The sequence below is a fragment of the Rubritalea squalenifaciens DSM 18772 genome (genome assembly GCF_900141815.1).
In the GTDB taxonomy this organism is placed as follows: domain Bacteria; phylum Verrucomicrobiota; class Verrucomicrobiia; order Verrucomicrobiales; family Akkermansiaceae; genus Rubritalea; species Rubritalea squalenifaciens.
The window spans coordinates 1-18,388 of sequence record NZ_FQYR01000010.1 but is presented as its reverse complement, the minus strand read 5'-3'; the positions used below and the strand labels follow the sequence as shown (position 1 = coordinate 18,388).

Below are 18,388 nucleotides of genomic sequence, written 5' to 3'. Positions count from 1 at the left end.
AGAACCCAAATCATCTGTATGACAAATAATTCCACTTTTACCTTTACTACAGGTTGGCAACTCACTAATTCTACCTGTACTACAAATCAAACAACCCTTCGCATGACAGCAAAACAAACACTATCACTACTCCTCATGGGGCTAGCCGCGCCCTCTCTTAGCGCAGCGACCCTCTTCCTGGACGACTTCAACTCCTCTGGTTCGGCTGGCGACACACCGACTGGCTGGACCTACCTAGACGCACCTGACACAGGTGACCACGCCTCTATAGGTCTTCGCCCTGACGCCGACAGCAGCGGCGGTGTGACCGTGCAAACCATGGATGACACCGGCTTCTTCCTCAATGGAGGACGCTCGGCCATCTTCTCCTACAATGTAGGCACTATGGCCGAGGGTGAAGAATACACCTTCACCGTCTGGCGCGCAGGAGCCGGCAGCTCCTACAATATCAGTGCGGCCTATTTATCCACTACCGCACCTACAGGCTACAACCCTGCTGACAAGCTAGGCGGCAACGCCACAGGCACCGGTACCACCTCCGGCAGCTGGTCCGAGCTAGAGCTGACTTATGTGGCCACTGCATCTGATGCCGGCAAAGACCTCTGGGTAAACCTGCAAAGTAGCCGGAATGTCTCCACCGCCGTGGTGGCCTGGGACAATGTATCCGTGGTGACAGCGGTTCCTGAGCCCACCACCTCAGCCCTCTTCGGACTGGCTGGACTCGGCTTCATCCTGCGTCGCCGCCGCTAGAAGCCACTTTCCTGTGTCCCGCAACACCTCACTAAAATAACCAGCTATGAAACTCAAAGTAACTCTGCTCACCTCATTGATAGCGGCAGCCACAGCATCTTCATTATGTGCAGCCACCACCATCGTAGATTTCAGCTCAGATATCTCTGCGGTATCCACATTTGGTAACTGGTCCTCCAGCAGGATCACCAATGATGGAGATAACGGAGACGGACTGAACGATGGCGCAGCCAACTTCGGCATCCCAGCAAGCACAGGCACAGGAAATGGCGTCATCATTTCCAGCACTCTGGTCATCACTTCCGGGATGATTGGCCAGGAAGCATCGGCTACCGTACTCCACTACCGTACTGGCCCGAACAACTTCGCCAATGTCCGCCTCCAACTGACTCTGGACGGCTCCACCGTGGGAACGGAAACTGGCAACCTCAGCTTTTCATCGGGCACAGCCACAGCTCCTAGCGTCACTTCCGATTCCACGACGACCTACATCGTGCAGGCTGGAGACGTTGGAAAAACCTTGGGCGTGCAATTACAGTCCAGTGGCACCTCCGGTGGCGGCGCGAATTTCGGCGTGGACTCGGTCACCTTCACTGCCATCCCGGAACCATCCAGCACAGCTCTGGTCGGGCTGGCCGGACTCGGCTTCATCCTACGACGCCGTCGCTAAACCAGATTTCCATTACTTAATGGATTATTAGGGTATGCCCCGGTCAGCGCGTCTGGCCGGGGCTTTTCGCATTCTGGGCATTCAGGCTGAGCTCCTCGACAAAGGCCGAGGTCATCGCATCCAGTGCCCGATCCGCTCGCCAACCGACAGCCACACTCACTGGATCAGGCTCAGGCTGCATGTGAATCAAGCGCACGCCCTCACCCACAGAGGCTCTCTCAGCCACCAAGGCCACCCCCACTCCAGCCCGCAGAGCCACGCCCAAGCTCTCAATCCCATCAAACTCACCGGCCACCTTGGCATTCACGCCCTGGTCTTTGAAAAAATGAATCACCTGGCTCCAGTACTCGGGATAGTCATGGCGGGAAAGTAGTAGCAATCTTACACCCTCTAGATCGCTTGGCCTGATGCGACTCTTGTCCGCCAAGGCATGACCTTGCGGCACGGCGAGCACCAGCTTCTTGCTATCGAGGTCTACCCACTCCATGTCCGCCTTGTGAGCACGGACACCGATCATCAGGTCCAGCTCGCCACTCAGTACCTTGCGGCGCATCTCCTCAGTGGTTTCGTCATGCAGCTCGAGCTTCACCCCGCTGTGGCGCTGCACGAAGCAGCCCATCGCATTCTTGAGAATCTCTCCTCCCAGGCTGGGCGCGTAACCAATCCGGATTACCCCTCCCTCGATCTCACGCCTCATACGCTCCACACCGCCCTCCACCGCGGTCAGAATCGCTTTCCCCTCGCGTAGCACGACCTTACCCTGCTTAGTCAGCTGGATCGACTTGGCGCCCCTGTCGAGCAGGGGCCAGCCCATTTCATCCTCAAAGGCACGCACTTGACGGCTGAGCGCGGGCTGGGTCATTCGCAAGCGCTCTGCTGCCGCGGTTATGCTCCCCGCATCCGCCACCTCCAGAAAGTACCTCAGCTTTCTTAGATCCATACCTCCCTTTAGCATACCTATCACCTAGATTCAAGCATGCCTATCAGGCATAGCATGACATCACTCTGAACATGAGACAAAACCGCCAAGCTCTGGCACCATGATGCCATGACAACGAAACAGAATATCACCGTCCGCCGCTCCGAGGAGCGAGGCCATGCCAACCACGGCTGGCTGGACAGCTATCACAGTTTCTCCTTCGCCCGCTACTACGATCCGGCACACATGGGCTTCCGCTCACTGCGCGTCATCAACCAGGACGTTGTCGCCCCCGGCGGAGGATTCCCGACCCACCCGCACGACAATATGGAGATCTTCTCCTACGTGCTTCGCGGAGCCCTCTCCCACGAGGACAGCATGGGCAACCACAAGACCCTCCACCCGGGAGAGATCCAGCTCATGTCCGCAGGCTCAGGCATCACTCACTCGGAGTTCAACCACTCCGCCTCGGAACCAGTCGAGCTGCTGCAGATCTGGCTCACCCCAGCTGAGCGCAATCTCACTCCGAGCTACACCGAGTGGAAGCCCAATGAAGAACAGGCAAATGCCCGCAAGACACTCCTGATTTCCCCGGACGGCCGCGAGCACTCCGCCACCATCCATCAGGATGCCCTCATCTACCGCGTCCAGCTGAAAGCCGGAGAAAGTGTGCCACATGAACTCACTGAGGGACGTGGCGCATGGCTCCAACTCATCAAAGGGGAATTAAAATTCAACGACACCCTCTTACATCCCGGAGACGCGGCCAGCACCGAAGACCCCGGTACCATCCAACTGAGTGCCATCAGCGACACCGAAGCCCTCCTTTTCGATCTCAACTAAATCAATCCATAAAAACAAACCACCCAACCATACCATCAATATGAAAGCTACATTCATCACACTAACAGGCATTGCGTCCATCGCGCTCGTTTCCTGCGATAACCCGGCAGACAAGACCACCTCCGCCAAAACAGGCGAAGCCCAAGCCGTCCCGGTAGGCGACGTCACCGGCCAGAAGTGGGTCTTCTCCGAGGATTCCAGCATTTCCTTCATCGGCTCCAAAGTCACTGGCAGCCACGAAGGCGGCTTCAAGGAGTTCAACGGCTTCTTCCACGTGAACGGAGACCAACTCGCTGAGAGCGGCCACCAGGTCGTCATCACCATGGACTCCACCTGGTCAGATGCCGAGAAGCTTACCGGCCACCTCAAGTCCGCCGACTTCTTCGATGTGGAGAAATACCCGCAGACTACCTTCGTTGCCACTGGCGTGAGAAAATCTGAAGCCAGCGAGAAGGGCACCCACCAACTCTCTGGCAACCTCAAGCTCCACGGTGTGGAGAAGTCCATCGAGTTCCCAGTCACGGTGGAGAAATCCGAGGAGCAGATCCACCTCACCGCTGAGTTCGACATCAACCGCTTCGATTTCGACATCAAGTACCCGGGCAAGCAGGATGACCTGATCCGTGAAGAAGTCGTGATCAAATTTGACCTCAAAGCCAAACCTGAGGTAAACTAACATCTAACTTGGAAAGGACCGTCCATAACGGGCGGTCCTCACTCCACCCAACAAGCTACCCCGTTTTTCCATGAAAACCATCACCGCCATCGCCGGAGGCCTGCTCGGCCTAGCCTTCATCGTCTTCGGTCTCAATTTCTTCCTGAACTTCATCCCGATGGGCGGAGGCCCACCAGAAGGGTCACCTCCAGCCCTCTTCTTCGGTGCCGTCGGCCCGACTGGCTTCATGGCCTTCGTCAAAGTCTGCGAAATCCTCGGTGGTGTCCTCGTCGCCATCCCGAAAACGCGCAACCTTGGCTTGCTCGTACTCGGACCAATTATCCTGAACATCCTCGCTTTCCACATCTTCATTGGCTCTCCTTCCGGATTGTTAGATCCTCCAGTGATCGCCATCTCCGTCCTCGGAGCCTTCCTACTCATCGCCGCGAAAGACAAATTCGCCAAGCTTCTCAACTAAAGTCATACCATGAAAATTCTCGCCTTCGGTGGATCCACTTCATCCACCTCCATCAACCGCACCCTGGCCAACTACACCGCGAACCTCATCGAGGATGCCGAGGTCACCGAGCTGGACCTCAACAGCTACGATCTCCCCATCTTCTCTGAAGACCTGGAAAAAGCAGACGGCATTCCGACCGACGCCCAGAAGTTCCTCGATGCCATCCGCGAGCACGACGCCATCATCGTATCCCTCGCTGAGCACAACGGCTCCTACAGTGCCGCCTTCAAGAACCTCTACGACTGGACCTCCCGTATCGAGATGAAGCTGTGGTCAGACAAGCCGATGCTTCTCATGGCCACCTCACCCGGCCCCGGTGGCGCCAAGTTCGTCCTCGCCGCAGCGGAGAGCAAATTCCCACGCATGGGTGCCGACCTGAAGGCTAGCTTCTCACTGCCTTCCTTCTATGACCACTTCGGCGAAGACGGCATCACGAACGATGAACTGGCGGCCCAGCACAAGCAGGCTCTCAGCTCACTCAGCGAAGCACTCTAAGCCAATCGCTACTCCTCAGGGATCAGCGCCAGGTGTACCGTCATTCCCTCTTCAAGCGAGGGATGGCGGGTCACGAGTAAACGTGTCCGCGCCTGGGCGATGTCTTCATCCACCGCCTGCAAGACCGCATCATGCGCGTGCCAAGTGATGACCAAATCTCCCGTACTGTCCGGCCTGTATCCCTCTTGAAAAGCGCTACCGGTGAACTTGAAAAGCAAGGGATCAGGCAGCGCTTTCCCAGTTGTCGTCTTGAGCAGAGTCTCTAGCGGAATCGCTTCTTCGCCCGGCAGCAGGATGGCGACCCGATAACGGCTCGCCTGTTTCTTGCTCCCGGTCAGGTGCAGCAGGAGCTCCAGATGCAGCGGACGTGCCTCCGTCATGAGCAAGGTCTCGTGCACCCGGCCCTTGTCGGTACAGAGCACGACCTCCAGCTCGTGGATGTTTCCCTCCTGGTCCAGCTTCGGGTAAGTGACCTTGGCTGGCATTTCAATCCGACCCGAGGACTTGAAGTAGGTGATCTCACCAAGCCGGATGGACTCCCCATCCACCTGGAATGGATAAGCCTCCCGCAGCTTAGAGATGATGCCATTGATCTGCGGAGCCAGCGCGTTTTTATCACGCGGTTCTACCTCAGCATAGGCCTGCTCCAGCCTGACCAGTTCCGCCCACTGGGCCTTCTCCACCAGCGGCAGCAAGGGAAAGCCCTTGGCAAGCTCCTGGCTCGTGGCATCCAGAGGCAATAAATCGACCTTGGCCTCTACCGTCTCTGTCGCCGTCGTCGGTTGCGCCCGGTCACACGCCGGCACTCCTAACAAAAGAATGCCAGCGATTGCGTAATGCCTGGGTGAGATCATGGATTACTCCGGCTGGATAGGAGGCAAGTACTTGGCACCCTTGGACTGGGCCAGAGGCTGCCTCGGCATCAGCGTGTGCGGATTGTGATAGAACCTCAGGGTCTTGAGCTTCAAATCTCTGCCTTGGAACTCGAGCCTCCAGCGCTGCGCCTTCGTCTCCGGGAAGACCGGGTGATGATTGGTGTTCGTGCTGTAATTGTCCCACACCAAGGGCACCCACTGAGATTCGTCATGATACCAGACGCGGATAAAGGCTCTGGCGTCTTTCACATCCAGACCATTGATCGCCACAGGCTTGCCAAAGTCGTACTCCAGCACCGCCTTGCCGTCTTCCATCTTGATGGTGGCGCTGCTCTCGTCATGATCGACCCAGGCAGCCATATCACCAGCCACCTGACCGCGCACCATCGTGCGGGTAGCCGCAGGCACGTGCGTCACCTGGCTCGGCTTGTCATAACTGAGGCTATAGACCGTACCGCAGATCATGTTGTCACTGCCTACATTCACCAGCACCTCATCCCCTTCATGCACGTTGACCAACTGGCCGATCGGTGAAGTCACCGGCGGCGTGGTTTCGATCGGGTACATGCAGTCAAAGGCAATGCCAGAAATCACCAGCGGCTGACTCTGGAAGTAGGCGCGCGGCCCCGTCTTCAGCTTCAGATTCATGCGGCGGTAGTTGACCTCGTTCTTGGTGACTAACAGAGTATTGAAAGTCATCGGGCGCTTGTAGGTAATCTGAGTATCTCCCACGGTGAAACGAATCCAGGCAGCACCATCGAATTCCTTCTTGCTGGCGTTCTTGAGACCTGTAGAGGCACTGAATTTCCTGCTTCCCATGTCGAAGTTAAATCCATCCAGTGAACTGACCTTGAACTCAAGTGGCTTGCTTAGATTATCACTCTGAATAATCACATCCGCCGTGAGATGAAACGGGCTCGCCGCAAAGAAGGATTCCTTGTCTTTCTCTAACCAATTCAACTGCTGCAGCGGCAAGTAGACATTGAGATCCACCACTTGCTTATCCCCTTTCAGCTCTGTGCTGACCTGGAAGTTGAGGCCACAGAGAAGCTCGATCGCGTAGGCGCGCTGCATCGCATCCAGTGACTTGTCAGCAGCGATGCTGCGGATCAGCTCCGGTGCCAGCTGAGTCACCAGTTCTTTGGTCTCTGGAACCAGAGTGATGTCGCGCTCCAGTTTGGCCAGCCGCTCGATGCCCTTCGCCAGCTTGGATGGAGCCTTGCGGCCCAGCAGCTCATTGGCGAGACACCAATTGCGCAGGTAGTAGGAATGTACCTGACCACCCCATTCACTCACGGCCACGGAATCTAACTTCTCCTTCGCCATCAGCTCCTTCTTGCCAGTGATGGCGAGGTTGTGCTTGAGCGCGTTGAGCACCAGGATGCTGCCAGCCGAGCGGATCCACTGTGAGGTCACGCCCTCACCACCCTGGAAATCGAGTGGGAATGCCGACTTCAGGAAGCCACCCTCCCAGTTGTCATCGATAGTCATCTTGTAGCGGAAGTTCTGCATGTGCTTCAGGAACACCTCCTCATCCGCGGCCGCCATGGCCAGCGAGGCGAAAATATAAGCCAGCGAGCTGGTGGCATGGGAGTTGTCCCCATCGCCGATGGAAGCTTCCCAGCGCTCTACCGCTTCCTTCACCGCAGTCCGGTGACCACCGCCGATCTGTACCCCAAGGATACCAGGCCCCACCATGGCATTACCACCACCGTGGCGGCGTGAATCGTCACGCAGCATCCTGCGACCACGACCATAGGCATAGGTACCGTTCACACAGACCTCGCCGGCATGGCGAAGGATATTCCCCACCAGCTCCTGATCCACGGTGATCGGGGTACGCGCGGCCAGGGCGACACCCAGCGCCAGATGGCCGGTGCCGTAATGCTGACCAGCGATGCCGTAACCAAAACCATTGACCTTGTGACCGGCCATGTAGTCATTCTTACAGACATCAATCAGCTGGTAGTAGGCAGCCTGCACGCCAGCCAGGATCTTCTCATCCTTGGTTCTCAGGTAGTACTCGGAAAGGAAGATGAGGCGCATCGCGCGCTCTGCCGTCCATTCACTAGGAGCCCCGGCATAAGCAACCCAGTAGGCGGCCTTCTTCACCTGCTCATCGTACTTGGCGTCCCCGCTGGACATCAGAGCCAGCCCGCACCAAGAAGTATCCCAGCCCTCCGTGGTATAGCCAGCGAGTCGCGGCCAGGTGCCGTTCTCACTCTGCTGGGCTGCCAGCCATTCGACATGCCTAGCGGCAGTGATCTTCGTCTTCTTGCAGTCCCGTGGATAGGTCGCGCTGTAACTGCCAGCCTTGCCAATAGGGAAACGCAGCTCGACCACCTTCTGCTGATGAATCCCCGTCAGTGGGAGAGCATCATTGGTCAAATGAACTTTAGGCTGCACCTTGCCATAACTTGCCGGAATGAAAACCCCACTCACGCGCTTGGTACCCGCAGGCAGGAGCCAGCTCACCTCGCCCTGAGCATGCAGGTCCAGGACTTGCTGATAGCTCTTGTCCTGGAAGGTAAACGGCTTCTCCAGCTCCACCGACGGCCTGCCATAGCCGCTGCTGATCGTCTCCCACGGCATTTCTAACAAACTCTTCTTTCCGTAGTCACCCTCGATCACCAGGTCACACCAGCGGGTGCCATCACCATGGATATTGTTATCAAACTGGGAACTCTCCAGAGTCAGCAGCCCTTCGCCCTGGATCTCCACGGAGAAATTCTGCGCCCCGACCGATTGGTTCCCGCCTGCACCCTGCCACAGCTGGGTGCGCACCACAGGCAGTGACTGGCGTGCCTTCACGATCTTTACCTCCGCCTTCAAGTCCCCCCTGCCATGCGTGGCCTGCATGCCTGTACGGAAACTGTCATAGCCAGTCGGCACCTTGAAGACCAACTTGGAATCCCCATGCACGGACAAGCACGGCTCCGCAATCGCCTTCCCTGTCAGGTCGGCACCGCGGGTCACCTTGCCCCAGCCGGTAGTCGCACTCGCTGGCTGCACCTTGGCCTCATCGGCCAGATCCAGCGTACCACTTGGTCCGCTCAAGCTTGGCGACAGCCAGCTGAAATGATCGTAGTCATTGCGATCCTTCTTATCCACGATCAGGTGGATCTCATCCCCCTCACTAACTGGAGTAGCCGCCAGCTCACGCTTGCCATCGGCCTGCTTCATCTCCTCGGAAAATACCGTCTCCACCTCATTCGGGTAGCGCATGACTGTCAGGCGCACATCACCACGACCCTGGGCCTGGTCTAACTTCTCACCCAGCATCAGCTGCAGCTCGCGGGCATCCTTGTGCATGAACTCCCAATCCGGGCGATACTTGCTGCCAGACTTCAGCATCTCCCCCTCGATCCCGATGATCAAATCCCCCTCCTGCAGCTGACCTTCGGCCGGAGAGCCGGGAGCAATCGTCACCACCTCCGCAGCCGTCAGCGCCAACCTGCCATCCTGACCACGCAAGCAATCCGGAACATTCGCCGCAAAGGCCGGACGGTTCTGGTGCTGCGGCACGTAAGGGCGCACCCTCACTCCGAGAGGCCCCAGATGATGCCCCCAACCCCGGGCCTCATCGGCCTGCTCAGGCTTGCTCGGCATCCAGCCCATATGCACATTCGGGTAAGTATTCAGATACTGGCGGATATCCAGATCCTTGAACGACTTCACCACCGGAAAGCTTTTCTCTAAGGGCGGCAAGGCGGGGCCAGTCTGCCCCTTCATATCGACCACCTTCTCCGCCGAAGAACCCTCTACCAGATCCGCAGGCACCGCCTCGACAGTCTTTGCAGGCCCGCTGCTACTCTCGCTCGGCGCCAGAGCATCGCGATTCATGAAGTAGTAACCAGCTCCACCTGCGATCAGCAGCGCCACCACCGTTAAGCCCAAGCCTCCGGAGGACTTGCCAGAAGCCAGCTGTGGCACTGGAGCCGGAGCCTGGACCTGTGGATGAGGGGACTCCTCGATCAAAAACTTCGTCTGGCAGCTATCGCAGCGGCCTTTGCGGCCAAGCATGCTAGCATCCAGCTGGAACACCTTGCCGCAATTCGGGCAAGCGCAGGAAATTGTCTGTGTGTCGGACATCGTGAGTAAGAGTAAGTTTCGCAGTGCTGGCTCCGACGGAGCCAAATAGAGAGCCTCACAAATACTGCTCCACTTCCCCCTCTATTTCAAGCAAGACACGATTCCTCTGTCATACTCCCACTCACTGCCCAGCCTAACCCCAAGTAACTGAGCACCATCACCTAAGTGGTCTAATAACAAGACCAGAATTCATCCACTCAGTCCCTCATCGACCTTCGCCCATCATTCGTAAGAATTCGTGCGATTCGTGTCTAAAAAACAAGCCACCTAAAAATCCCCGCATCCCCCTGAGCCACAATTGTCTCGCAACCATCTAGCTATCAGGGCATGATGCACCCTCACCATCTGTCCCCTGCCATGAAAAACCACTCTCTACTCATCGCCTTGTTCGCCTTCCTGCTCGCCCTCGTCGGCTGCGAAAAAGAAACGCGCAACTTCTCCGTCGGCCCCTTCGAGGTGAATAGCAAGACCGGCATAGCCACCGGACAGGCCCTAGGCGTCGAATTCGCCGTCGCTGGCGCCAGCCAGGCACAGACCGAGTCCAAAATCGGCACACCCGACTATTCCTCAGGACGCGCCACCATCACCCTGGCCGCAGATGTCACTATCGAACTGAAACAGCTTGAGGACAACAAGGGCATAGCCTTCCAATGCAACGGCAAGAAATACCCTACCCTAACAAAAGGTGACAAAGTCGTGATCGATGAGGTCAGAAAAGTCACCATCAACGGCACCGAGCAAGAGGGCAAGTGAGGCCGACAGCTGAAGAATCTCCACTCGGCAATCTACACATGGATACATCTAGTTTTTCACATGATTAGAATGGCTCTCCCAGACATATCCTAACAGACATAGGATCATTCAATCTTAAGCCATAGTTTACCGACAACTTTCCCTTGGCTCTCCAAATGCCCTATCAACTTTTTCTGACCCTCTTTCAGTTGATCTAGTTTAACCCCAAAATTCAGATGAAAGCTTGTCTTTGGGATTCTACTCTCTGCGAACCCTCCGACCCTTAAATCCTGAACACGCAATTCATTATTTTTCACATAGATCCTGAAATCAGTGGCTTCTCCATGAGCAGCTCCGAAAGTTTTTATGGATCCTTCACCAATAAACAAAACCATCTTCTTCCCCTTTGGAAGATGTAACACGATTTCATCACGCTTGTTATCATCACAGGCCGCACTGTGATGGATGGCTGTGAAAATAAGGACTAGGATGATGAGGAAGTATTTCATATGGCTGCTAATTTATAATTCTACCCTGTGCGCCAAGATTTCGATCAATAGATAGAACAGCTAACGGATCGGCAATTATCAGGCAAGTAGCTTTCCTCGATTCCACAACACCTTCCTATGTAAGATTCCTAGCGTTCATGCGTTTCATCTTAATGTAGAATGTCCTTATCACATCAATAAAAACACAGCAAACGCCCCCACCTTCACCCTGAAAGTTCGTCCCTGCTAGCTACACACTCCTAATCATTCGTGAAAATTCGTGCGATTCGTGTTAAAATAAACAGCCGCCAAAGATCCCCCTCAACAATAAAGTGTCTGGCACCCTAGATCCTGCAACTTCACTCAATCACCTGATCCCATGAATAGAAGAGATTTCCTAGTTCGCTCTGCTACCGCAGCAGGGGTGATGATGGCTTCCAATCACTACCTCTTTGGAGCGGAAGGTGAGGAGAAGCCGTTCCGGCTGGCCCTGCTATCCGACACACACATCCCGGAGAATCCACCAGACGGGTGGAATGGTTATGAGCCGATCCCGAATTTTGAAAAAGTGGTGGCCCATGTCATCCAGGCCGGGCCTGATGCCGCGGTGATCAATGGGGACGTGGCGCGCTTGAAAGGAACCGTAGGCGACTACCGGAAGTTCAAGGAACTCCTCAAACCAATGTCCGACAAGCTCCCGGTCTTCATCAATTTAGGGAACCATGATCATCGGAACAATTTCTATGAGGTCTTTCCCGAGGTAAAGAACGACAAGCACACCCAGGATGTTGCCAAGAAGCATGTCACGGTGATCGAGGGCGGAGGCTGCCGCTTGATCATCTTGGACTCCCTCTTTCACGTGAATGATGGCGCCGGGTTGTTAGGGAAGAACCAACGCACCTGGCTGGAAAACTTTTTAGACCAGGAATCAACGATCCCGACAATTCTCGTCCTCCACCACACCCTCGGAGACGGTGACTATGATTTGCTCGATAGCGACAGACTCTTCAAGCTGCTGGCCTCCCGCAATCAGGTGAAAGCCATAGTATTCGGCCACTCACATCGCTACGGCTACAGCAAGCATGAGGACATCCACCTGATCAATCTACCCGCCATCGGCTATGTCTTCGACCACAAACAACCGATCGGCTGGATGGACACCACTCTGCACAAGAACGGCATGAGCCTCACCCTGGATGCCGTCGCCGCCGGCAAGTCCCAGCACGGCAAGCAAGTGGACCTGAAGTGGCTGAGATAGCAGCACGAGGGCACGCTGTTTCGGCATTCTGCCAGAAGCAGGCTAACTTTCCACTTCAGTGAGAGTGTGAAAGAAAACATCAAGTTTTGAAATGTCTCAGTTCGAGGGAAGCTTACACCCCCTTCAGGCCTTCGATAACCGAAGCTGCAAGAGGCTTGTAAACTTGAGCGTGAGGTTGATCGCAGTAGTTCAGGAACTCCTCTCCGATTTGCTCAAATCGCGCCCAGTTTTCCTTCTTAGCCAACATCGCTAATAAAACTGGGTAGCGAATGAGGCGATCAGAAGTGATCCATGATTTCGGATCTTCACCACTCAGATTCTCAAACAGATTGCCTTCGTCAGAGTATTTGTTGAGCCACGGAAGCACGTCCCCTTCTAGTGCCCTAGCATAGACATCAACGAACTGATTGATGCTCTGTTCATCAACGCGAAAGCCGTTTGCTAGACTTTTGTCGCTGAGAAGTTGGTCGCAGTTCACTACGATCGTTGGGTGTGCCTTTGCGTCTTTCGGCGTCAAATATGGATTGTGGGGTGTGTAGCCATCCTCGATCTCATCGATGCGGACATGCCCGTGTGCTGCCAGCTTAGCGGTTTCAGGGTCAGATGTCGGTAGCACCTCGATCACGATGGATTGCGAGCCAACTTCTGTCTTGCGGATTAGGTGCCATTGAGACTTCACGAACTTGAAGCCATCAAGTTTATCAGCCAACGCCTTTCCAATTTTTGCCGTCAATTCATCCATCATCTATTCAAATTAGAAGCGTTAACCTCGAAGGTTCGAATCGGCCCGGTTGGAGTTCCGTTGGGGAAGCCAGCCGCTCGTGCCCTTCTCCCAAAGAACGTGGTGGGAGCTAGAGGATCAGCAATCAGAGCATCCTTTAATAAAAGGACAGACAATATTCAATTAAATATTCAATTACTGCGCACGACCGTATTTCGGCCGTTCACGATTCATAAATCACGATTCATAAATTCTCTGTCCTTTTATTTTTTGGGACGGCTTGGGTGGCCGTTGTTTCGGCGACAGCCTCAGCGCGTGGACTAACCAAACACCTCCATGATCTCAGCAACATCTTTTGCTGACGCTACACGCTGCTTCAGTTCATCAAGTTCGTATGCCTGCCAGACAGTTTCATACTCGTCGAAGTTAGCCATGATCAACGATCGGATTTGATCAGCCGAAAGCGCACCAGCATCCTCGGACTCCCAACGAACTGGCCTTGCGGATCCGCTCAATCCCGACATGAGCTTTCCAAAGCCTTTCGGCGGATCAACGAACTCGGGATTGTTCAAGTTGTAGCGATTGCCCTTGGAGTCGATGACGAAGTATTCGGCCATCTGTTTCCAGACGTCGAGAGTCTTAGATGAGGCGTTTGCCAAAGCGTCACCAGACTCATATTTCATCACGGTGCAGTTCGGGGAACCGAACCTCAACACCGGCCATTCAATCTTCTCTAATCCCGATTCACTCATTCGTCGAAGTAATACGCGGCACCAACGCCAAAATATTTAAAAGGACAGACAATATTCGGATAAATGGCAATCGAATTCATCTCTCATGGTCACTTTACTCATCTGACGCGTTAGTTTTCAGCTGGCACGGCTTCTTATAGATCCAGGCTAGGATTTATTCTTCCTTAGGCCCCTACCTTGGATTCAATCTCACTCTGTCCGTACAGGATTCTCCTAGCTGTTGCGTTGTGGCGTACCGCTTTGCATGATCTCCTTATCGTTTCTTACTAACAGAAAATTCATACCCCGTTCTCTGCCAACTTGCGTAGACTCCAGAGATTGATGGATTTCATTCGTTCGCCGAGGCGTCCGCCTTTTCCTTTTCTGTTGGCCGGGAGATAGTCTTCATGGGAAATACCGCGAAAGGCTGGGAAGCCTGCAAAGTCCACGGACGGATCAGGAGAATGGTGTACGCTCAAAGACGGATTGTTTCCTGTTAGGATCGACATGGTTAAGATTTTCTATTTAACACTCCTTTTACCTCTCGCCATTTTTTTCTAAGTTTCAATAGAAACAATCCTATACCAGTTGGAGAATACAATAATACTTGAGGGTACTCCTCATTGGTCATAGATGATAGTCTTGCCAGTTGCTCTTTACTGTAAGCACTCTTCCTCAATACTAGCGAGCCATCAACAAGTGCGAAACCTGCATCTAGCTTATTACTTCGTATGAGTTCATACACTGGCTGAAACCACTTGGACGCCGAGTTAATGATTACTAGCCCACTTCCATTCAAGTAATTGGATAACCCAAGTAAAAGTGCATTCCTTTCGTCAAAAGAATCATAATCACGACTATGAGATGCAATAATTTCCGCAATAAAACACAATACTTTATCACCAATCTCTTCCATTTTAATATAATTTATTAACTAAATCACGTATTCAACTCATGTCATCAGCAAAAGTATCACCTCCCATAAATTTCTGGAACTCAAACTCCGCTCCCCAAGCCCTGCGTTCCCATTCTCTTAAATTGTCTGTCTCACTAATACTACAAATGATTGCTTTTCTTGGTTAATATTAGGCTCGCTAGGGGTGAGATTTGCTATTTTCGAACCGTCTAATATTCTCTTCATGTATTCGCTTTTCTTTAAGTAATTTATCATGAAAATCTGATAATGATAATTCCTCTTCGGGGTCGTGGAAGAATCTAATTTTCCGTTCAGGCAATGGTATTTCTAGATTTACGCTCATTTTTGGGCTCTCAACCAAAAATAGTCCTAGAATACCATATCCTGTTAAAATTGCTGATTCCTCCTTCAGCAAAGATAGAAATAATGATTCAGCTTCATCTAATTCCAAAAACTCCTTTAACACCAAATAATCATTTCGTTCAGTGCCATCAAAAGGAGTTGCTCGACTGTATACACCCTCTCCTGCTTGCCAGATCCTTTTAGCCTCGGCGAATGCTTTCTCAACTTGACTCGGTAAGAGCTTACGAATTTTACCTAAGCTCTTTCTCACCTTAATATACCGTATTAAACTCATTGTTATAGCCCTAGCCAAAAATCAACATCTTCACGAGCTGCGTCTAGAGCTCGTTGGTATCCTGCTCGGGTAGATTCCAGAAGTTTACTATCAACAGGTAAACCACTTCGCAGAAGATTGTTTTTTAGATGCACTTCGTGTGCGTTTTTAAACACTTGGAACTCGGCAGCTTGCAGACTACTTCCTCCTGAGACCGGGAAGCTTACTGCTCGTAAATTGTCTGCTCGTAAATTGTCTGTCCTTTTAATACTGCCACGCTTAGCAGCATGCCCATGAAACTCATGAGCTAATGTAGCCCTCACACTCAATGTTTCAATTTGTCTTGCTGTCCTTTTAATGGGGGGATGGACTAGCAAATTGTGAAAAAATCAGCCCAGTACTAAATCTCGAAACTCGTTCAAAAAAGCACGGTCCTTCTTAAGGTCATAATCAATTTTTGATGCCTCTAGTTTGGTTTTAGCTACACCAAGCGCTTCATCAGCAACATCCATAATATAATCAAGTAGTTCATCTCGATCTCTTAATCCTTAAATTGTCTGTCTCATTAATGGGTTTATATGCCTTTCAAAGTATCATTGAAATAACCACAGTCACACTTCATTTCAAATATCTCACTACCTGCTGCTTTCACCTCAACCAACGAACCACAATGGGGACAAGTCACAGTTAATACCCTACCGTGATCTTTGAACTCTTTAAGAGCTGCTTCAATTATCGCAAATGTTTCAGAATCTAATGACTTTCGCTTCTTCATAATTCAGTCCTTCTCGGATAACATTTACTGATTTAACTGAGGTAGAAGGTTACGTAATGACTGCCCTTCATTTTTAGCCCTTTCTGCTGCATCTCTTAATAGCTGGTATCTTTCAACTTTACTCAAACCAGGGAAGATTACGCCCAATCCAGCTAGCTTGAACCTCATCTAAAAGTGATCCACCAGCGAAACCTTTACCAGCTCTATCTGCAAGCATATGTCCTGCTCGTAAATTGTCTGTCCTTTTAATACGTTTAATACGGGATGCGCACGCCGTGGCGCCGGAGCATGATCTGTTCCTGCCTGTGGAAGGGAAGGTGGTCGCAGTACTTCCCGGCCAGGACGTGGGCAAGCAGCGAAGGCGTCAGGATGCTCCCTTCTAACAAACAAGGAGGCAAAGGGGCTATGAGCCACTTCGGGACAGGGTTCCCCTTCCTGATGTACTGGGGGCGGACGGTTATCTTCCTGATGAAGCGTGCCGGGATGACATCGAGCTTCTCACTGCGCTTTTCACCTACCTGCCGGTAGGCATCCGGCTCGGCTTCCACTTCATCCGGGATGAGCACGGTCTCTGTGGTAGGGATGTCTGCGGGCAGGCGGGGCTTGCGCGGGGCGCGTCTGCGCATGCAGGCGGGGGTGTAAAGGTCTTCAGCCGCCGGTGGTTCTTCGTTTCCATCGGCGGCTTCTTGCTTTTTTGCCGACGCCGGGTCGAGCAGAAGTTCGAGCTGGGAGGCGTCGACCTTCTCGCTACTGCTGCCGTGGATGACTCTAATCAGATAGTCGACCTTCTCCCTTAGCAGGCGGTTCACCTCGCGCAGTTGCGCGATGATTTCGTCCTTGTCCTGTTCGTTCCCGGTCACGATCTAACAACGTTCCTTGGGACGGATGTTTTTCAACTAAATCAGGGTTTTTCATACCATGGCAGCTTGTGGCCGTCGCGCAGCTGGATCCCGTCGGTGAGCATGGCGAGGGCGGTGGGTTCCAGTCTGATCCGGGTTTTGCCTCCCGTGTGTTTAGGCCAGCTGAACGTACCCTTCTCCAGCCGCTTGGCCATGACCCAGAGGCCAGAGCCGTCCCAGTACAGGATCTTGATAAGCGTTTTCTTCTTGTTGGTGAAGAGGAAGGCCGCCCCGCTCACCGGGTCGGCCCCGAGCTTCTGCGCGACCACGGCACTGAGTCCGTTGAAGCTCTTGCGCATGTCGCAGGGTTCGGTGGCCAGATAGACCTTGAGGCTGCCGCTGAAGCTTAGCATGGCCGGCGGACATCGAGTTTGTTGAACAGTGCAGCCGCCAGCTCCACCTGTGAAAGATCCGTTAACTGCACCCTGACCCCGGAAGGATGTTCGGCAAAAAGCTTGCCGGCCCCAGTCTCTTCTCGTCGGGGATTTTCGGAAGGCCCGGGAAGTTCAAGCTCGACGAGGGATTCGAGGAGCTTTTGAGATGGGTTGCCCTTTGCGGCGTCCCGATATTCACCTCGCTCACGTTTGCGCTTCTGCAACCAGGTGGCAAAGGTCTGGTAGTTCACCCCATGGGCTTCGGCAAACTTGGTGGCATGGAATCAAATGCATCCAGCAGGGCCTCACGGTGCTCAGGCTTGAGCTTCACCCGGCCAAGGCAACCGGTTTTCAACGGTTCGAATTTATCAGCGGTCGTAAGTGTCGTATCTGACATGACTACGATACTTATGACGAAAGCCAACACGATGAACCAAAATCGGAAGGCCCTCTATTGAGCGCTTACGAACCAACGTGAAGGAGGATGCCCCTTATTACACCCGTTGTGCGAATGTCAGCGTTTGCACGCAGCATGACAGGCCTTATGGGGTGTGGAGTGTGGTGCGGATGCAGGAAGCGTTTGCAACCATTAACCCCATGAACTCGCCTGTGACTCCGCAGGGTGGCTTTTGTGTTTGCTACTTAGCAACGTCCTTAGCTATTTGGTGAATTTTCTAGATATAAAAGTAAATCACTCAACAATGACTCATCATCCTCTGAAACGTAAGCGCTAAATCATCGACCCTCGGTTTGCGCTTCGCCGTTGTAACGTCGATTTCATAGACGTCATAGCATGACAACTATGACGTCTACGAATTCGCCGGGAAATCCCCTCATTAAGACCGACTGCATCGGCCGGGTTCGTCTGGACAAGAAACATCGGGAGGCCCTGCTGGATACCTTCGAAAAGAGCCCTCTGTCAGGAACGAAGTTTGCCGCCCTTCACGGCGTCAAATACCAGACCTTCGCCACCTGGGTCCAGAACCGCAAACGCGAGCGTGATGAATACCCGGTAGTACCCGGCGACGAGCCTCCTGCGCAAAAGCTGCTGGAATCCCT

Annotated in this window: 22 protein-coding genes and 1 pseudogene; 9 read left to right on the top strand and 14 right to left on the bottom strand. The window is 53.4% G+C overall.

The window, feature by feature from the left end; all coding sequences use genetic code 11:
- Positions 1-102: 102 nt before the first annotated feature.
- Together BUB27_RS18590 and BUB27_RS18585 are read left to right on the top strand one after the other, a co-directional pair.
- Positions 103-750, top strand: coding sequence for a PEP-CTERM sorting domain-containing protein (locus BUB27_RS18590; protein ID WP_200797162.1), 648 nt, complete (start codon positions 103-105; stop codon positions 748-750).
- A gap of 46 nt (positions 751-796) precedes the next feature.
- Entirely contained in the window at positions 797-1,420 is a 624-nt protein-coding gene (locus tag BUB27_RS18585; protein ID WP_143185398.1) for a PEP-CTERM sorting domain-containing protein, read from the top strand.
- A gap of 43 nt (positions 1,421-1,463) precedes the next feature.
- Here the strand turns inward: BUB27_RS18585 and BUB27_RS18580 are convergent, their stop codons facing one another.
- Entirely contained in the window at positions 1,464-2,360 is an 897-nt protein-coding gene (locus BUB27_RS18580) for a LysR family transcriptional regulator (protein ID WP_159435082.1), read from the bottom strand.
- A gap of 108 nt (positions 2,361-2,468) precedes the next feature.
- Between BUB27_RS18580 and BUB27_RS18575 the strand changes: the two genes are divergently transcribed.
- From BUB27_RS18575 to BUB27_RS18560, 4 genes are all read left to right on the top strand, one after another.
- Complete coding sequence (locus BUB27_RS18575) at positions 2,469-3,182, top strand: pirin family protein (protein WP_143185396.1); 714 nt, start codon at positions 2,469-2,471, stop codon at positions 3,180-3,182.
- 40 nt (positions 3,183-3,222) lie between these two features.
- The gene (locus BUB27_RS18570; protein ID WP_143185395.1) at positions 3,223-3,858 is read left to right on the top strand and encodes a YceI family protein; all 636 of its coding nucleotides are present in this window, start codon (positions 3,223-3,225) and stop codon (positions 3,856-3,858) included.
- A 70-nt stretch (positions 3,859-3,928) separates the two neighbouring features.
- Entirely contained in the window at positions 3,929-4,315 is a 387-nt protein-coding gene (locus tag BUB27_RS18565) for a hypothetical protein (protein ID WP_143185394.1), read from the top strand.
- 9 nt (positions 4,316-4,324) lie between these two features.
- Positions 4,325-4,852, top strand: a complete 528-nt coding sequence (locus BUB27_RS18560; protein ID WP_143185393.1) for an NADPH-dependent FMN reductase — start codon at positions 4,325-4,327, stop codon at positions 4,850-4,852.
- A gap of 8 nt (positions 4,853-4,860) precedes the next feature.
- On the opposite strand, the gene BUB27_RS18555 is transcribed toward BUB27_RS18560, so the two are convergent.
- Both BUB27_RS18555 and BUB27_RS18550 read right to left on the bottom strand, forming a co-directional pair.
- Positions 4,861-5,706: a hypothetical protein gene (locus BUB27_RS18555; protein ID WP_143185392.1), complete on the bottom strand. Its 846-nt coding sequence runs from the start codon at positions 5,704-5,706 to the stop codon at positions 4,861-4,863.
- A 3-nt stretch (positions 5,707-5,709) separates the two neighbouring features.
- Positions 5,710-9,819 (bottom strand): DUF6288 domain-containing protein, encoded by a 4,110-nt coding sequence (locus BUB27_RS18550; RefSeq protein WP_143185391.1) that lies wholly within the window; start codon positions 9,817-9,819, stop codon positions 5,710-5,712.
- A gap of 357 nt (positions 9,820-10,176) precedes the next feature.
- On the opposite strand from BUB27_RS18550, the gene BUB27_RS18545 reads away from it, so the two are divergent.
- Positions 10,177-10,572 carry a hypothetical protein gene (locus BUB27_RS18545; RefSeq protein WP_143185390.1) on the top strand — a complete coding sequence of 132 codons (396 nt, stop codon included), beginning with the start codon at positions 10,177-10,179 and terminating at the stop codon, positions 10,570-10,572.
- A gap of 104 nt (positions 10,573-10,676) precedes the next feature.
- Here BUB27_RS18545 and BUB27_RS18540 read toward each other — a convergent pair whose 3' ends face one another.
- Positions 10,677-11,060, bottom strand: a complete 384-nt coding sequence (locus BUB27_RS18540) for a hypothetical protein (RefSeq protein ID WP_143185389.1) — start codon at positions 11,058-11,060, stop codon at positions 10,677-10,679.
- 358 nt (positions 11,061-11,418) lie between these two features.
- Between BUB27_RS18540 and BUB27_RS18535 the strand changes: the two genes are divergently transcribed.
- Positions 11,419-12,297, top strand: a complete 879-nt coding sequence (locus BUB27_RS18535; RefSeq protein WP_143185388.1) for a metallophosphoesterase family protein — start codon at positions 11,419-11,421, stop codon at positions 12,295-12,297.
- A 112-nt stretch (positions 12,298-12,409) separates the two neighbouring features.
- Here BUB27_RS18535 and BUB27_RS18530 read toward each other — a convergent pair whose 3' ends face one another.
- The 10 genes from BUB27_RS18530 to BUB27_RS18990 all read right to left on the bottom strand — a co-directional run bounded on the left by BUB27_RS18530 (position 12,410) and on the right by BUB27_RS18990 (position 17,726).
- A complete protein-coding gene (locus tag BUB27_RS18530; protein ID WP_143185387.1) occupies positions 12,410-13,006 on the bottom strand; it encodes a hypothetical protein in 597 nt (198 codons plus the stop codon).
- Between the two features lie 332 nt (positions 13,007-13,338).
- Entirely contained in the window at positions 13,339-13,770 is a 432-nt protein-coding gene (locus tag BUB27_RS18525; RefSeq protein ID WP_143185386.1) for a hypothetical protein, read from the bottom strand.
- A gap of 278 nt (positions 13,771-14,048) precedes the next feature.
- A complete protein-coding gene (locus BUB27_RS18520; RefSeq protein WP_143185385.1) occupies positions 14,049-14,258 on the bottom strand; it encodes a hypothetical protein in 210 nt (69 codons plus the stop codon).
- Between the two features lie 2 nt (positions 14,259-14,260).
- The gene (locus BUB27_RS18515) at positions 14,261-14,665 is read right to left on the bottom strand and encodes a hypothetical protein (RefSeq protein WP_143185384.1); all 405 of its coding nucleotides are present in this window, start codon (positions 14,663-14,665) and stop codon (positions 14,261-14,263) included.
- Between the two features lie 178 nt (positions 14,666-14,843).
- Positions 14,844-15,278 (bottom strand): hypothetical protein, encoded by a 435-nt coding sequence (locus BUB27_RS18510; protein ID WP_143185383.1) that lies wholly within the window; start codon positions 15,276-15,278, stop codon positions 14,844-14,846.
- 577 nt (positions 15,279-15,855) lie between these two features.
- On the bottom strand, positions 15,856-16,056 hold the full coding sequence (locus BUB27_RS18505) for a hypothetical protein (RefSeq protein WP_143185382.1): 201 nt from the start codon (positions 16,054-16,056) through the stop codon (positions 15,856-15,858).
- 254 nt (positions 16,057-16,310) lie between these two features.
- Positions 16,311-16,916, bottom strand: coding sequence for an IS66 family transposase (locus BUB27_RS18500; RefSeq protein ID WP_159435081.1), 606 nt, complete (start codon positions 16,914-16,916; stop codon positions 16,311-16,313).
- Positions 16,917-16,957: 41 nt separating this feature from the next.
- The gene (gene tnpB, locus BUB27_RS18495) at positions 16,958-17,308 is read right to left on the bottom strand and encodes an IS66 family insertion sequence element accessory protein TnpB (RefSeq protein ID WP_143185380.1); all 351 of its coding nucleotides are present in this window, start codon (positions 17,306-17,308) and stop codon (positions 16,958-16,960) included.
- Positions 17,302-17,580 carry a hypothetical protein gene (locus tag BUB27_RS18490; protein WP_143185379.1) on the bottom strand — a complete coding sequence of 93 codons (279 nt, stop codon included), beginning with the start codon at positions 17,578-17,580 and terminating at the stop codon, positions 17,302-17,304. Before BUB27_RS18490 ends, tnpB begins: the two co-directional genes overlap by 7 nt.
- The gene (locus BUB27_RS18990; RefSeq protein ID WP_159435080.1) at positions 17,577-17,726 is read right to left on the bottom strand and encodes a hypothetical protein; all 150 of its coding nucleotides are present in this window, start codon (positions 17,724-17,726) and stop codon (positions 17,577-17,579) included. Before BUB27_RS18990 ends, BUB27_RS18490 begins: the two co-directional genes overlap by 4 nt.
- A 405-nt stretch (positions 17,727-18,131) precedes the next feature.
- Between BUB27_RS18990 and BUB27_RS18485 the strand changes: the two are divergent.
- A pseudogene (locus tag BUB27_RS18485) lies at positions 18,132-18,388 on the top strand (hypothetical protein); the annotation flags it as partial.

Coding starts and splice junctions, on each gene's coding strand:
- BUB27_RS18590 (WP_200797162.1), top strand. CDS start 103: ATGACAGCAAAACAAACACTATCACTACTCCTCATGGGGCTAGCCGCG.
- BUB27_RS18585 (WP_143185398.1), top strand. CDS start 797: ATGAAACTCAAAGTAACTCTGCTCACCTCATTGATAGCGGCAGCCACA.
- BUB27_RS18580 (WP_159435082.1), bottom strand. CDS start 2,360: ATGGATCTAAGAAAGCTGAGGTACTTTCTGGAGGTGGCGGATGCGGGG.
- BUB27_RS18575 (WP_143185396.1), top strand. CDS start 2,469: ATGACAACGAAACAGAATATCACCGTCCGCCGCTCCGAGGAGCGAGGC.
- BUB27_RS18570 (WP_143185395.1), top strand. CDS start 3,223: ATGAAAGCTACATTCATCACACTAACAGGCATTGCGTCCATCGCGCTC.
- BUB27_RS18565 (WP_143185394.1), top strand. CDS start 3,929: ATGAAAACCATCACCGCCATCGCCGGAGGCCTGCTCGGCCTAGCCTTC.
- BUB27_RS18560 (WP_143185393.1), top strand. CDS start 4,325: ATGAAAATTCTCGCCTTCGGTGGATCCACTTCATCCACCTCCATCAAC.
- BUB27_RS18555 (WP_143185392.1), bottom strand. CDS start 5,706: ATGATCTCACCCAGGCATTACGCAATCGCTGGCATTCTTTTGTTAGGA.
- BUB27_RS18550 (WP_143185391.1), bottom strand. CDS start 9,819: ATGTCCGACACACAGACAATTTCCTGCGCTTGCCCGAATTGCGGCAAG.
- BUB27_RS18545 (WP_143185390.1), top strand. CDS start 10,177: ATGAAAAACCACTCTCTACTCATCGCCTTGTTCGCCTTCCTGCTCGCC.
- BUB27_RS18540 (WP_143185389.1), bottom strand. CDS start 11,060: ATGAAATACTTCCTCATCATCCTAGTCCTTATTTTCACAGCCATCCAT.
- BUB27_RS18535 (WP_143185388.1), top strand. CDS start 11,419: ATGAATAGAAGAGATTTCCTAGTTCGCTCTGCTACCGCAGCAGGGGTG.
- BUB27_RS18525 (WP_143185386.1), bottom strand. CDS start 13,770: ATGAGTGAATCGGGATTAGAGAAGATTGAATGGCCGGTGTTGAGGTTC.
- BUB27_RS18520 (WP_143185385.1), bottom strand. CDS start 14,258: ATGTCGATCCTAACAGGAAACAATCCGTCTTTGAGCGTACACCATTCT.
- BUB27_RS18515 (WP_143185384.1), bottom strand. CDS start 14,665: ATGGAAGAGATTGGTGATAAAGTATTGTGTTTTATTGCGGAAATTATT.
- BUB27_RS18505 (WP_143185382.1), bottom strand. CDS start 16,056: ATGAAGAAGCGAAAGTCATTAGATTCTGAAACATTTGCGATAATTGAA.
- tnpB (WP_143185380.1), bottom strand. CDS start 17,308: ATGCTAAGCTTCAGCGGCAGCCTCAAGGTCTATCTGGCCACCGAACCC.
- BUB27_RS18990 (WP_159435080.1), bottom strand. CDS start 17,726: ATGTCAGATACGACACTTACGACCGCTGATAAATTCGAACCGTTGAAA.